The 14,345-nt window shown below is 70.3% G+C and carries 8 protein-coding genes; 3 read left to right on the forward strand and 5 right to left on the reverse strand.

Going from position 1 to position 14,345, the window contains the following annotated elements; translation table 11 throughout:
* Window positions 1-443 precede the first annotated feature (443 nt).
* Window positions 444-2,321: a ricin-type beta-trefoil lectin domain protein gene (locus ACQEXA_RS46965; protein ID WP_433132929.1), complete on the forward strand. Its 1,878-nt coding sequence runs from the start codon at window positions 444-446 to the stop codon at window positions 2,319-2,321.
* A 17-nt stretch (window positions 2,322-2,338) separates the two neighbouring features.
* Here the strand turns inward: ACQEXA_RS46965 and ACQEXA_RS46970 are convergent, their stop codons facing one another.
* Window positions 2,339-4,732, reverse strand: coding sequence for a SpoIIE family protein phosphatase (locus tag ACQEXA_RS46970; protein ID WP_432924576.1), 2,394 nt, complete (start codon window positions 4,730-4,732; stop codon window positions 2,339-2,341).
* Window positions 4,733-5,017: 285 nt separating this feature from the next.
* Here ACQEXA_RS46970 and ACQEXA_RS46975 point away from each other — a divergent pair, with 285 nt between their 5' ends.
* Entirely contained in the window at window positions 5,018-8,110 is a 3,093-nt protein-coding gene (locus ACQEXA_RS46975; RefSeq protein ID WP_433132931.1) for a glycoside hydrolase family 2 TIM barrel-domain containing protein, read from the forward strand.
* Here ACQEXA_RS46975 and qcrB read toward each other — a convergent pair.
* The 4 genes from qcrB to ACQEXA_RS46995 all read right to left on the reverse strand — a co-directional run bounded on the left by qcrB (window position 8,021) and on the right by ACQEXA_RS46995 (window position 12,085).
* Window positions 8,021-9,568: a cytochrome bc1 complex cytochrome b subunit gene (gene qcrB / locus ACQEXA_RS46980; RefSeq protein WP_432924574.1), complete on the reverse strand. Its 1,548-nt coding sequence runs from the start codon at window positions 9,566-9,568 to the stop codon at window positions 8,021-8,023. The genes ACQEXA_RS46975 and qcrB overlap by 90 nt on opposite strands.
* Complete coding sequence (locus ACQEXA_RS46985) at window positions 9,565-9,843, reverse strand: hypothetical protein (RefSeq protein ID WP_432924572.1); 279 nt, start codon at window positions 9,841-9,843, stop codon at window positions 9,565-9,567. The genes qcrB and ACQEXA_RS46985 overlap by 4 nt, the downstream gene beginning before the upstream one ends.
* 217 nt (window positions 9,844-10,060) lie before the next feature.
* A complete protein-coding gene (locus ACQEXA_RS46990) occupies window positions 10,061-10,963 on the reverse strand; it encodes an IS5 family transposase (RefSeq protein ID WP_433132933.1) in 903 nt (300 codons plus the stop codon).
* An 87-nt stretch (window positions 10,964-11,050) separates the two neighbouring features.
* Entirely contained in the window at window positions 11,051-12,085 is a 1,035-nt protein-coding gene (locus tag ACQEXA_RS46995; protein WP_433132935.1) for an IS630 family transposase, read from the reverse strand.
* A gap of 623 nt (window positions 12,086-12,708) precedes the next feature.
* Between ACQEXA_RS46995 and ACQEXA_RS47000 the strand changes: the two genes are divergently transcribed.
* Window positions 12,709-14,322, forward strand: coding sequence for an RICIN domain-containing protein (locus tag ACQEXA_RS47000; protein WP_432924570.1), 1,614 nt, complete (start codon window positions 12,709-12,711; stop codon window positions 14,320-14,322).
* Window positions 14,323-14,345: the final 23 nt, after the last annotated feature.

The following is a 14,345-nucleotide window of genomic DNA, read 5'->3' on the forward strand; positions in this document are numbered from 1 at the left end:
GCGCCGGCGGCCGGCCGGCGGTGCCGGGCGGCTTTGCCGGCCGGAGGTGAATTCCCCGCGGAAGCGGGCCGGACGGCCCAGGAATTCTCGGAGCCGGACGCGGATTACTGACTTTTTGTCAACTCGCTTCCGTCTGAAAGGAATTGGGAAAGTGAGGGAGTCTCTTGTTCGGGATCGTCGAACTGTGCAAAGGTGTCGTCGTCGGCGAGCGGGCCTTTATTTCAGCCGCTGCGCATACCGGTGACATCGTTCGCCGTCCACTTCAAGTGAACTGAATCGAGCGGCCGTTCGAAATACCGCTTACCCCGAGGACACTCCCTGAAAGTCGTCGTTCGGGCGGCGCTCCATTGGTATGTACTAAAACGTGTGTGTGGGCTTGGAGGACGGTGGCTGTGAACGATGGGGTCCAGCGGAATTCCCCCGACCCTGTTCCGTCCTACGGTGTGACGGATGAACAGCTCGCCGCCGAACTGATGAAGGCCGCCGGGAAGAGGCCCGTGCACCATCCGGTCGGCGAACTGCTGGGCCGGCACTGGGAGGCCGCCTACTCCTATGCCCGGTTGTGCGCGGACGGTGCGCACCCCGCCGGAATGCTCACCACGGCGGCGTTCACCCGGCTGTTCGAGGAATCCGCCCGGCAGGGCGGACCGACGGCCGCATGGCGTCCCCCCTTGCTCGTCACCATCAGGCGGCTGGCGGGGGAATGGGACACCGACCACCGGCGTGCGCTTCTGCGTCCCGCGCTGCGGTCCGGGGCCGGCAGCGCCGCGCGCGCCGCGGCGCGGCTGCTGCCGCCCGAGAACCGGCGGCTGATCTCGCGGGCGTTCCAGCGGCTTCCCGAGCCGGCCCGCTGTCTGCTCTGGCACGCCGAGGTCGAACGCGAGGAAGTAACCGTGCCCGCCGCCCTGTTGGGGATGGATCCGGCCGAGGCGGCGACCAGGCTGGTGCAGGCGCGTGAACGGCTGCGTGAGGTCTGTCTGGACGTCCATCGTGAATCCGCGCCCGACGAGGAGTGCCGCCGGTACGCCCGTCTGCTGGACGTCTCCCTGCGCCGCGACGACGGCGCACTCGATCCGGATCTGCGCTTCCACATGGACGGCTGCGCGCACTGCCGCAACGCCGCCGAGCAACTGGACGGCTTCGGCGGCCGGCTTCCGCTCCTGCTCGCCGAGGGGGTACTCGGCTGGGGAGCGCAGGCGTACCTCGACACCAAGCGCGTGCGGGGCGAGTCGGCCGAGCCGCCGGCGGCGCCTGCCCCCCGGCCCATCGGCGGGGAGCCCCTGATCGACCCGGCGGGCGTGCACAGTCTGTTCGCGGCCGACCGGCCCGCGCCGGAACCGAACGACGATTCAGAGGACCCCGCGCCGCCGGACGCACCCGACGGGAGACTTCGCCGGGGCACCCGCGCCACGTCGGCCGTCGGCGTCCCTCGGACGGCCGCCGCGCACAAGGCCGCCGCTCGTCCCTCACCGCCGCGCCGCCGGCTCGCCCTGGCCGTGGGCGCGGTCGGCGCACTCGTCCTCATACCCCTTGCCGTGTGGTCCGGCGACCCGGGTACGACAGCCGCGGGCGCGACCTCCGGCAGGCCCGGCCCCGGTACGGCGAGCGGGTCCGGGGCGCCCTCATGGATCGGCGCCGCCGCCAGCGTGCCCACGGGGGCCTTCGAGGGCCGGCTGCGCAACCAGGACAGCGGTCTGTGCATCGGCCTCGACCAGAAGGCGGCCGTCGCCGGAGCGGAGGCCGTACTGTTCGCCTGCTCCGCGTCCGTGACCCAGCAGTGGGCGTACGAGAGCGGCGGACTGCTGCGCAGTGTGGCCGCACCCGGTCTGTGCCTCGACTCCCACCTCGGCTATTCGGTCCAACTCGCCGCCTGCGCACGCGAGTCGCAGCCCGCGGCGAAGAACGTCCGGTACGACTTCACCCGCCAGGGCGCCATCGTGCCGCGCTGGAACCAGGACCTCGCCCTCACTCCCGCCTCGTCCGCGCCCGGCGCGGGGCTCGTGCTCAAGCCGCGTACGGAGGACGACACCCAGCGCTGGCTCACGGACACCTCGAACTCGCTGCAGATGCAGTCGGTCGACTGGGGCACGGCCGCGCCGACGACGGCCACGGCCACGCGCCGCGCCGAACCCTCCCGCACGCCGACCCGGGCGACCGGCGCTGCCCCGAAGCCGACGTCCAGCCCGGCACCCACCCGGCCGACAGACCTGTCCACGTCCCGGGGGTGGGGTGACTGCTCCTCCCCGTTTTGCGCCCCGGACGGCTGGGGCGGAAGCGGAGGCTGGGGCTGGGGCGGCGGTCATGGCGGCGGCCGGCACTGATCCAGTCCGACCGCGCGTCACTCCTCCAGCAGGCTCAGCTCCGCCCAGATGGTCTTGCCCTCGCTGGTGTGGCGGCTGCCCCAGCGTTGGGTGAGCTGGGCCACCAGGAGAAGACCGCGGCCGCCCTCGTCGTAGGAGCGCGCCCGGCGCAGATGCGGGGCGGTGTGACTGCTGTCGGAGACCTCGCAGATCAGTATGACCTCGTCATGGATCAGCCGGAGCCGGATCGGCGGGTCGGCGTACCGAATGGCGTTGGTGACCAGTTCGCTGACCACCAGCTCGGCCGTGAACACGGCGCTGTCCAGGTGCCAGGCCTCCAGCTGGGCGACGACCTGCTTGCGGATCGCCGCGACCAGCGCCGGATTGGCGGGGATGCTCCAGGTGGCGACCCGGGAGGGGGGCAGCCCGTTGGTGCGGGCGAGCAGCAGCGCCACATCGTCGGCTGTTCCGCCCAGAGGAAGCAGCGCCTGCAGTATCCGGTCGCATGCCGTGTCCAGCGAATCTCCGGGCGGTGCGGACCCCGGGGGCCCGGCGAGGGCCGAGCACAGCAGCTGGTGGCCGGCGTCCACGTCACGTTCGCGGCTCTCGATCAGCCCGTCGGTGTACAGGCCCAGCACCGTGCCCACCGGCAGGTCGATCTCGGCCGCTTCGAAGGGCAGCCCACCGAGCCCCAGTGGCGGCCCGCCCGGCAGCTTGATCTCCCGGGGAAGCTCGCCGGGCTGCATCATCACCGGGGCCGGATGGCCCGCCCGTGCGAGGGTGCACCGGCGTGAGACCGGGTCGTACACCGCGTACAGGCAGGTGGCCCCCACCTCGCCGGTGATGTCCTCGTGCCCCGCCTCCTGGGAGAGACGGACGACGAGGTCGTCGAGGTGGGTGAGCAGCTCGTCCGGTGCCAGATCGATGTCGGCCAGCGTGCGCACGGCGGTGCGCAGGCGGCCCATCGTCGCGGAGGCCTGGATGCCGTGGCCGACCACGTCGCCGACGACCATGGCGACCCGCATCCCGGACAGCGGGATCACATCGAACCAGTCGCCGCCCACACCGGCGCGGGCCGCGGGCAGGTACCGGGAGGCGGCCTCCACCGCTTGCGTCCGCGCCAGACTGCGCGGCAGCAGGCTGCGCTGCAGGGCCAGGGCCGTCCTGCGCTCACGGGAGTAGCGGCGGGCATTGTCGATGCAGACGGCGGCCCGGGCCGTGATCTCCTCGGCCAGCAGCACATCGTCGGGAGTGAAGGGTTCCGGCCGCCGGTAGCGGGTCAGCACCGCCACGCCCAGCGTTCCGCCGCGGGCCGTGATCGGCACCGACATCGTCGAGTGCACCCCGAGATCGGTCACCCACCTGCGACGGGAAGCGTCCCGGTCGAGCCACTTGGTGAGCGTGGTGGCGGCGTCGGCCGCGACGATCGTCCGGCGGGCGACAAGGGAGTCGGCCTGGGGAGCACCGTCGGGGTAGAGGCCGGTCTGCCCCAGCTGGATCAGCACCTCCGGGGCCTCGGGGTCCATCGACCGGTGGGCGACCCGGCGAAGGGCGATCGGCGCGGTGAGCGAGGTCGGGTAGGGGTCCTCCGCGTCGGACGGCGGATCCAGTAGGTCGACGGTGACGAAGTCGGCGAGGGCGGGCACGCACACGTCCGCCAGTTCCTGCGCCGTGCGCGTCACGTCGAGGGTGGTGCCGATGCTGACACTCGCCTCGTTGACCAGCTGCAACCGCTCGCGTGCCCGAAACTGCTCGGTGAAGTCGTGCAGGGTGACACACACCCCCCGCAGCCGCTCGTCACTGTCCGTGAGCGGGGCGAGCCGGGCCAGCCAGGTATGCGAGGGGTTCGCTCCGCCGGCGCGCAGGCGGGTCGTGACCTCCCGCATCTGCTGGCTCTCCAGGACCTCCCGCGCCTCGCGCTCCAGTTCCTCGGACTCGGGCTTCCCGCCGATCTCCGAGAGCCGCAGGCCCCGCATGTGCTCGAGCGGCAACCCGATCACCCTGGCCATGGCCTCGTTGACCCCGCACAGCCGCAGATTCTCGTCGAAGACGGCGAGGGCGCAGGGGGAGCAGTGCAGGGCCGTCTTCATCAGTGCGTCGTACTCGCGTCGCGGCCCGGATCTCAGCGGACTCACCACCAGCCAGTCGCCGCCATTGTCATGTGGCCGGTGGTGGGCGAGCAGCCAGATCAGCAGGGTGTGGCCGTCGTGGTGGCGCAGCTGAACCGTCCCGCTCCAGCGGGTGCCGTCAGGTTCGGGCGTCGGCAGCGAGCTGTCCGGGGCGAGCAGGTCGGTGACGGGGCGTCCCTCGGCCTCTCCCGGCGCGTAGCCGAGCAATCGGCGGGCGTTCTCGTTCCATCGGACCAGAACGCCGTTCTCGTCGACGACTGCCCGGGCTGAGGCGGCCTCGCCGGAGGGATGAACCGGGCTCATCGACGCCACTCCCTTGCGCGCACCCGCAGTGACCAAGCGCATCACTCGTGTTCCAGCCTAGTGCGTGGCCGGATTTCGTTCCCGGTCGGCGCGGAGGGGCGATCCGTCCTGTGTCACAGGGGCGGGCGCCGTCCCGGCGGAGCCGATTCCAGGTGCCCGGCCCCGTGACGCCCGCGCCAGAAGTGCGGCGACGAACCCTTGACGCATACACATGTCTCCCCGTCAGAATCTGTTTGTTCGTGACGAGTTGTGAGTACTTCTGGGCCCTGATGAGGGAGAGCCACCATGACGGTCACTCGCAGAACGATCTTGATCGCCGGTACGGCAGCCCCGGCGGCCGGCGCCCTGCTCGGCGCCGGCGCAGCCGAGGCCGCAGCGGCGACGCACACGCCGGGCAGACGAACCGTCGCCCTGCGCGACGGCTGGCGATTCGCGCTGGTCAACCCGGGCGGCATCACCGATCCGATCGGCGCGTACGCCGACGCCGCCGCACCCGGCCACGACGACTCCGGGTGGCGCGAGGTCGCCGTGCCGCACGACTGGAGCATCGAGCAGACCCCCACCACGAAGCACGGCACCACCAGCGGCACCGGCTTCTTCCCCGGTGGCCTCGGCTGGTACCGCCTCGCCTTCACGCTGCCGCCCGCGCTCGCCGGCAAGCGCATCTCGGTGGAGTTCGACGGGGTCTACATGGACTCGTACGTCTACTGCAACGGCTCGGAGGCGGGACGGCACCCTTACGGCTACACGGGCTTCGCCGTCGACCTCACCGATCTGCTGCACACCGACGGCAGCACCGAGAACGTCCTCGCGGTCAAGGTCCAGAACCAACTCCCCAGCAGCCGCTGGTACTCGGGCAGCGGTATCTACCGCGAGGCCCGCCTCGTGATCACCGAGCCCGTGCACGTCGCCCGCTGGGGCACGTATGTCACGACGCCGGACATCACCGAGTCGCGCGCCGTCGTCCGCGCGCGGACCTCCGTCGTCAACGAGTCGGGCGCCGCGGTGGACGTCGAGGTCCGATCGAGCGTCAAGGACGCCGACGGCCGTACGGTCGCCCGTGCGTCCTCCACGATCGCCGTCGGCGACGTGCAGGACGAAACCCACGAACTGGCGGTTCCGAAGCCCCGGTTGTGGGATTTCGCGACTCCGCACCGCTACACCCTGGAGACCGAGCTGCGCGTGGGCGGCGTGAGCACCGACACCTTCCGCACCACCTTCGGTGTCAGGTCCTACCGCTTCGACCCGGACGAGGGCTTCCACCTCAACGGCACCCACACCAAGATCAAGGGTGTCGACCTCCACCACGACCAGGGCGCCCTCGGCGCGGCGATCAGCATCGACGCCGTACGCCGGCAGATGACCATCGTGAAGTCGATGGGTGTCAACGCCTTCCGCACCTCCCACAACCCGCCCTCACCGCAGATGATCCAGGTCTGCGAGGAACTGGGCATCGTGATGATGGTGGAGGCGTTCGACTGCTGGCACACCGGCAAGACCACCTACGACTACCACCGGTTCTTCGACGACTGGTGCGAGAAGGACGCCACCGAGATGGTGCTCGCGGCCCGCAACTCCCCGGCCGTCGTGCTGTGGTCCATCGGCAACGAGATCCCCGACTCCACCTCCACCGCCGGGCTCGCCATGGCCGACCGGATCATCGCCGCCATCAAGGCCGCGGACGACACGCGCCCCCTCGTCATCGGCTCCGACAAATACCGCCGCGTGCCGGCCAAGGGCTCGGCGGCCGACCTCATGCTCGCCAAACTCGACGGGCTCGGCCTCAACTACAACACCGCCCAGTCGGTCGACGCCCTGCACGCCGCCTATCCGCACCTCTTCCTCTTCGAGTCCGAGTCGTCGTCCGAGACCTCGACCCGCGGCACCTACCAGGAACCCGAGCACCTCAACACCGGTGAGAACTACACGCCAGGACGCCGTGCGACCTCCTCCTACGACAACAACCTCGCCAGCTGGACGATGAGCGGTGAGTACGGGCACAAGAAGGACCGGGACCGCGCGTGGTTCGCCGGTCAGTTCCTGTGGTCGGGCATCGACTACATCGGGGAGCCCACGCCGTACAACGTGTTCCCGGTGAAGGCCTCCTTCTTCGGCGCGGTCGACACCGCCGGATTCCCCAAGGACATGTACCACCTCTTCCGCAGCCAGTGGACGACCGAGCCGATGGTCCATCTGGTGCCGATGAGCTGGAACCACGAGGCGGGCGACACGGTCGAGGTGTGGGCGTACGCGAACGTCGACACCGTGGAGCTGTTCCTCAACGGAAAGTCCCTCGGCATACGGAAGTTCGACACGAAGACGACCACGGACGGACGGACCTACCTCGAGACCACCGAGGCGACCGGTGACGACAAGACGTTCGCCGGCGGCCCCTATCCGGGCAGCTACACCAGCCCCAACGGCAGTGCCGGCAAGCTGCATCTCACCTGGAAGGTGCCGTACGAGCCTGGCGAGCTGAAGGCCGTGGCGCGACGGGACGGCGAGGTCGTCGCCGGCGATGTGCTGCGGACGGCGAACGACGCGCACGCCCTTCGCCTCACGACCGACCGCTCGTCCCTCGCCGCCGACGGCCGCTCGCTCGTCTTCGTGACCGCCGAAGTCGTCGACGCACATGGCGTCGTGGTGCCCGACGCCGAGCACCTGATCACGTTCGACGTGGCGGGCGGCTCACTCGCGGGGCTCGACAACGGCCGGGAGGAGAGCGCGGAACGCTATCAGGCCAGCACGCGGACCGCCTTCCACGGCAAGGCACTCGCCATCGTGCGGTCCGGCACCAGGGCGGGGAGCCTCAAGGTGACGGCACGCGCTGACGGTCTCCGCACGGCCACCGCGACCGTACGCAGCACCGGCGCGCCGTCGCGGGCGACCACCCCGGCGCCCGTCTTCAAGCCCGACCACCCGGCGGCCCCCGGCTACCCCGTGGCGGACGCCGGCTACTCCGGCCGCCCCGACACCCTCCCCGCCGCCATGCTCGACGGCGACCCGGCCACCGGCTGGTCCAACGCCTTCGTCAAGTCGGCCACCGCACTGCTGCCCGCCTTCAGCGGTGCCCGGGTGAGTGACTGGGTCTCGGTCGACTGGGGGCGGGCACGGTCCTTCGACCGCGTCGAGGTGTCCTTCACCGTCGATGCGACCCACACCGCGCCCGCCTCGGTCGAGGTCTCCGTCTGGGACGGCCGGCGGTACCGGTCCGTGACCGGAGCCGCCGTGGACTGGGCCACGGCCTCCGACGCGCCCACCGTGATCACCTTCGACGCGGTCCGCGGCTCACGTCTCCGTCTCCTCTTCACCAGCGCCCACCCGGGTGCCGCCGACGGCGCTGTGCGCGTCAGCAGACTGGAGGTCCCGGCCGGCTGACGGCAGCTCCCGCTGGTGGGCGGTCAGGGTGTACCGCCGGGCCGGGGAGAGCGGCTGCCGCACCTCGACGTACTCGCCGTGCGGCAGCCGCTTGACGATCCCCGTCTCGCGGCCGTGCTCCACCAGCTCACGGTCCTTCTCCTGCAGTCCCAGACAGATGCGCCGGGTCACGACGAAGGCCGCGACCGGGACCACCGGCACGGCGATCCTGAAGGTCCATGTCAGCACGTTGACCGACAGATGCAGATGCGTGGCCAGGATGTCGTTGCCGCCGCCCGCGAGCAGGAGCAGATACAGACTCAGCCATGCCGCGCCGAGGGCCGTGCGGATCGGGCGGTTGCGCGGACGGTCCAGCAGATGGTGCTCACGACGGTCCTTGGTGACCCACGCCTCGATGAACGGGTAGACGCCGATCAGGACCAGGAGAAGCGGGAAGACGACCACCGGGATGAGTACGCCGAGGACCAGCGTGTGACCCCACAGATCGATCTCCCAGCCCGGCATGATGCGGACCAGTCCCTCCGCGAAGCCCAGATACCAGTCGGGCTGGGCACCCGTCGACACCTGGTCGGCGCGGAAGGGGCCGTACACCCAGATGGGATTGACCGTCGCCATTGCGGCCACGAGCGTGATCACCCCGAAGACCAGGAAGAAGAAACCGCCCGCCTTCGCCAGATACACCGGGAAGAACGGAGCGCCCACGACATTGCGTTCCGTCTTTCCCTGGCCCGCGAACTGTGTGTGCTTGTGGTAGACGACCAGCAGCACATGGGTGACGACGAGCGCCGCCATGATCCCGGGGACCAGCAGCACATGGAAGGAGTAGAAACGGGGCACGAGGTCGTGGCCCGGGAACTCCCCGCCGAAGAGGAACATCGACAGATACGTGCCCACGATCGGCACGGACAGCAGCGCGCCGTTGACGAACCGCAGCCCGGTTCCCGACAGCAGGTCGTCCGGCAGCGAGTAGCCGAACAGCCCCTCGAAGATGCCGAGGAGGAGCAGAAGCCAGCCGAACAGCCAGTTCAGCTCACGCGGTTTGCGGAACGAGCCGGTGAAGAAGTGCCGCATCATGTGCGTCAGCATCGCGGCGACGAAGATCAGGGCGGCCCAGTGGTGGATCTGCCGGACCAGCAGACCGCCGCGCACATCGAAGCTGAGGTGCAGCGTCGAGGCGTACGCGTCGGACATGCGGATGCCGTTCAGCGGGACGTAACTCCCGTGGTATGTCACCTCGTTCATCGACGGGTGGAAGAAGAGCGTCAGATAGATACCGGTCAGCACCAGTACGACGAAGCTGTACAGACACACCTCGCCTAGCAGGAACGACCAGTGGTCGGGGAAGACCTTGCGGAGGTACTGCCGGCCCAGGGAGTGGATGCCGAGCCGTCCGTCGAACCAGTCGGCGACCCGCTGCCCGGAGGAGGCCTTCTCGGGCGGTCGGCCGGTCGTCGTCATGCCGACACCTCCCGTCCCGCCCCGTGATCCCGCGGTGTGTGCGCGAGCGTGTCGGGGTCGCGCACGAGGAAGTCGCGCGACGCAGAGGTGCGGTGCGCCAACTGCCGTACGGCCGTGGGGCGGAGGTCCGGGGCGCCCTCGGCGCCGAACATGTCGTAGGCGATCGCGTCGAGCAGTGCGCGGTGATCGACGGAAACCTGGGTCGCGGTGCCGGTGCTGTCGCTGACCGGGAGTCCGTTCTGGTCCCCGATCGCGTTGTCGGTCCTTTCGGGCATGACTGTGCCTCCCTGAGGTGGGCTCACTACTGCGAGCCCGGGAGAGGGTCCGAATGTGACAGGGGACGGTGAAATGTGACGTACATCTCATCGTTCACGACGTCACCGAAGGCCGCCGCACGGCGCCCTGGTGGACCTCACCCGGGAGCCGATCTCCGGCAAGGCCGACGTCTGCGGCGCCGTCGACCGGCTAAGAGGCTGTCGGGTGGCTGGTTGACTACGCTGCGATGAGCTCCTCGACGGTTGCCGTGTGGGCGGTCTTGCGGTGGGGTTCATGGCTCCAGCGCGGTGACTGTCCGGCGAGCCGGACCAGCATCAGCCGGATCATCGCGGCCTTGATCATCGCTTCCGATGTCGCGGTGAGTCGTTCGTAGTCGCGGGCCAGGCGGCGGTTGCGGACCAGCCAGCCGAATGTCCGCTCCACCACCCAGCGGCGGGGCAGGACCTTGAAGCCCTTGATGTCGTCGGTGCGTTTCACGATCTCCACGACGATGTTCAGCGCATCCCGGGCCCAGGAAAGCAGCGTGGAATCAACCGAGTTGGCGTATCCGCCATCGGCCCAGACCAGGCTGATGGTGCGGAACCCCTTCGCGAGGCGGGCCAGGACTGTGCGGCCTCCGGCCCGGTCCTGTACGGACGCGGAGGTGACCGCGACGACCAGCAGCAGGCCCATCGTGTCCACGATCACGTGTCTCTTGCGTCCTGTCGTCCGCTTGCCGGCGTCGAATCCGCGTGCTTCGCCGCCCTCGCTGCTCTTGATCGACTGGGCGTCGATTACGGCGGCCGACGGCTCGGGATCCCGTCCGGCTTCGACGCGGACTTGTCGGCGGAGTTCGTCGTGGACGCGGTCCCAGGTACCGTCCTTGCGCCACTTGGTGAACCAGCGGTGCGCGGCATCCCAGGGCATCAGGTCGTGCGGAAGCATGCGCCACTGGCAGCCCGATCGCAGCACGTAGAAGATCGAGTCCAGCACCAGCCGGTTCCCGTACTTGCGGATCCCACCGCCTTTTCGCAGGTCAGGAACGGGAAGTAGGGGCTTGACGATGTCCCACATCGCATCGGTGAGACTGGATGGATAGCATGAGCCGCTGACGGCCCCGGAGTTGTCGCACGTACACACACCGCGTGATCATTCCGGGGCCTTCGTCATGCCCGACGACCGGAGTGGCCGGTCACGCCCCGCTCACAACCGGCCACCCGACAGCCTCTAAGCGGCTTGCCTGAAGTTCTGCGCGTAACTCTTCGGCAGCCAGGGCGAGGCCCAGGGTGCGGCGGTGGTCAGCATCTGGGTGGGTGAGCGCTGCCGGAAGAAGGCGTGGACCTGGCGCAGGCGGCCCGGCCAGGTGACGGCGGTGTTGGCAATGTGGGCCTTCAGCGCGGCCCAGATGCGCTCGACCGGGTTGTCGTGCGGGCTGTAGCGGGCGCCGAACAGCAGGCGCAGGCGGGGCTGGTCGGCCAGGTAGGCGGTCACCGCCTTCGCGTGATGAATGCTGTCGTTGTCGCAGACCACCGCGACGACCGGGGCGGCGGGGTAGGCGGCCAGCAGTAGCTGGAGGAAGGCGACGAAGGCGGCGGCATTGCGGCGGCCCAGGGTGTAGACCCAGGCGCCGGTGGCCACTTCCAGGGCCCCGAAGACGGTGGCCTGCCGGTTCTTGCCTGGGGTGGCCACCTGCTGCCGCGTCCCGCGCAGGATCCAGCTCGCCCGCACGTGCGGCAGTAGGTGCAGGTGGGTCTCGTCCTCGGCCCAGACCGCCGACCCGTGGGGCAGGGCGGCGAGTTGGCGGCGCAGGGCGGCGAGGGTGCGCCTGCGCTCGGGGTCACCCCTGGCCACCAGGCGGGGCCGCCGCCAGGCCGCCTGTTCGCGAGTGTGCCGGTACACGGTGCGCAGGCTCATCTTCGGCCGGCCCAGGCGGCGCCAGATCCGGCGGATGGTCCACGGCCCGGGGCGGGTCAGCAGGCGGCGGATGCGCTCGCCCAGCCTCGGCCCGCCGAGCCGGGGCCGCCCCGCGCGGGGGCGATCGGCCAGGCCCGCCAGGCCGGCGGTGTTGTAGCGATGGATCCAGCGGCGCACCGTGGCCGGGTGGTAGCCGAGCAGCTCGCCGATCTCTCCTGCGGTCATGCCGGCCGCGGACAGCAGCACGATCACCGCGCGGGAGGCCTCTCGCCACCGGTGATGCAGCAGGTGATACAGGTGCTGGTACGCCGGACCGGGGCGGTTGGCGAACACGGATGCCGGACGCATACTGGCCTTGACCTCGCCGGTTTTGTCGTAGTTTGGTCAACCTCGATACAACACCCGGCGAGGTCTTCTCGTCATCGAGGCCATCGCGCCAGGCCGCCGCTGCCGCTCCAGATTCCGCGCAGAACTTCAGGTCATCCGCTTAGGTCCTGGCAGATATGACGCGCCCCCAGCACCGCGGCGGGCGCCGGCTCGCCCTCGGGCCGCCGACCGGGGCCGGAAATGTGTGTGCTCTTCGCACCGGGTCGCTTGGAATTTCGAAAGTCGGTACGAGTGGCGGCAGTTGATGCCGGGCATCGTCCGTTTCACCTTGGTACCGATGTTGTTCATGTGCCTTGTTGGCCGTCAACGACGTGTGCCAAGGTGACCTTCCTACGCATGGGTAATGGCCGGGTCCCCATCGCTGCTCGATATTCCGGGTCGCCGGACGAGCTCAAAAGGCTCATCCTCCGACGGCCGGCGTGCAGCCCGGCTGCGGCCTTTTCCCACGCACCCGCCCAGAAGGTCCGCACCAATCCGGCTCCTTTCGGCGACCAGAACTCCGTGTGCAACCTTGCGCCTTGGAAGGAAACCGCTCAGTGCACACCCCCCACCCCCCGCGTCCGCCCTACCCTCCCCGTCCCGGCATGGCTCCAGGGGAGTCCGACGAGAGCCTCGCCGTGCGGCTCAGAGGCCGTCCGGTCGGCGAAGTCACCCAGCCCGTCGCGCTGCTGATGGCACGGCACTGGCGGGCCGCGCACGACTACGCGGCCATCTGCCTCTCCTCCACGGCCGACGTCGCCTCGATCGTCACGGCCACCGCCTTCCACCGGATACTGGGACAGCTCCAGCGCTCCGGCTCCGCGGCGGCGCTGCGGCCCCAGATACTCGTGGCGGTGCGGGACACGGTGCGGGAGTGGGCGGCCGAGGACCGGATATCCGGTGCCCTGCCGGAACTCGGGAAACCCGCGGGGGCTCGCGGTATGCGTACCGCGAAGTCCATGACACGCGAAAACCGCGGTCTCACCGAACGTTCTTTCCACACTCTGCCCGGACTCGCCCGATGTCTGCTGTGGCACACCGAGGTGGAGGCCGAGCACATATCCGTTCCGGCCGTTCTGCTGGGCATGGACTCCGACAGTGCGGCGGCCGCGCTGGAACAGGCGCGCGAACAATTCCGGGCAGCCTGTGTGCGCTCCCACCGGGAACTCGCGCCGACCGACGAATGCCGCTTCCACAACCGGCTCCTGGACGTCCCCATTCGCCGCGGTGGCGCCTTGCTCCCGGACGTGCAGCAGCACCTTCTGGAGTGCCGCTACTGCCGTTCCGCCGCCGAGCAACTGAGCCACTTCGAAGGTGGGTTGGGCGGGCTGCTGGCCGAAGCGGTGCTGGGCTGGGGCGCGCGGCGCTATCTCGACTCCCGGCCGGGCCGTGCCTCGTACACCCCCCGCTCCGGCGGCGGGCCGGGGACGGGCCACAGACGCCCGGGCGGCGGCGGGCGCCACCGCATGCTGTCCGGGATCCCCTCCCCGGGGCGCCGTATCGCGACCTGGGAGCCGGGGCCCAGGGCGCTGCTGACCGGCGTCGGCATCGCCGCGACGGCCGTGCTCGCCACGCTTCTCGTCACCGGCATGTGGCAGGGCGACGACGGCGCCGACCCGGTGGTCTCCACCAGCGCGAGCGGCGGCCGTACGACGCTCTCACCCGGCTCCGGCACCCTCGCGCCACCCGCGCTGTCCGCACCGCCCGGCACGGCCGGGGTGACCACCGCCCCTCAGCAGACCAGGCTGCGCAATGTCGCCGCCGGCCTCTGCCTCGACATCCACGGCGCGGTGAAGGCCGGCGCGGGCACGCGGCTGGCTCCCTGCTCGACGGCATGGACCCAGCAGTGGTCGTACGAGAGCGACGGACTGCTGCGCAGCGTCGCCGACCCTGGGCTCTGTCTCGATTCCCACGCCACCGACGGAGGCGTCACGCTCGCCGCGTGCGAAGGGGGCCGGACGCGCTCCGGCGACGTCCGCTACGACCTCACCGTGCAGGGCGAGTTGCTGCCGCGCTGGAGCGAGGCTCTCGCTGTCGCCCCAGCGCACGGCGACCCGGGCGGCGACATCGTGGTGAAGACACGTGACGGCTCCGACCTCCAGCGCTGGACGACCGACGAGCAATCGGCCGAGCCGAAGTCCCTGTCGATCGCCGGGACGGGCCGGTCACTGACCACGCGGGCACCGCAGTCGCCCCGCCTGGCGGACCTGAACCTCTGAGGAGCCACCGGACGGGGACGAGA

Origin of the sequence: Streptomyces sp. CA-106110, from assembly GCF_050936285.1 — a bacterium.
GTDB lineage: Bacteria > Actinomycetota > Actinomycetes > Streptomycetales > Streptomycetaceae > Streptomyces.

What these genes read in the sequence shown, in the direction of transcription:
- ACQEXA_RS47000 (WP_432924570.1), top strand. Translation starts at nt 12,709, where the DNA reads ATGGCTCCAGGGGAGTCCGACGAGAGCCTCGCCGTGCGGCTCAGAGGC.
- ACQEXA_RS46995 (WP_433132935.1), bottom strand. Translation starts at nt 12,085, where the DNA reads ATGCGTCCGGCATCCGTGTTCGCCAACCGCCCCGGTCCGGCGTACCAG.
- ACQEXA_RS46985 (WP_432924572.1), bottom strand. Translation starts at nt 9,843, where the DNA reads ATGCCCGAAAGGACCGACAACGCGATCGGGGACCAGAACGGACTCCCG.
- qcrB (WP_432924574.1), bottom strand. Translation starts at nt 9,568, where the DNA reads ATGACGACGACCGGCCGACCGCCCGAGAAGGCCTCCTCCGGGCAGCGG.
- ACQEXA_RS46975 (WP_433132931.1), top strand. Translation starts at nt 5,018, where the DNA reads ATGACGGTCACTCGCAGAACGATCTTGATCGCCGGTACGGCAGCCCCG.
- ACQEXA_RS46970 (WP_432924576.1), bottom strand. Translation starts at nt 4,732, where the DNA reads ATGAGCCCGGTTCATCCCTCCGGCGAGGCCGCCTCAGCCCGGGCAGTC.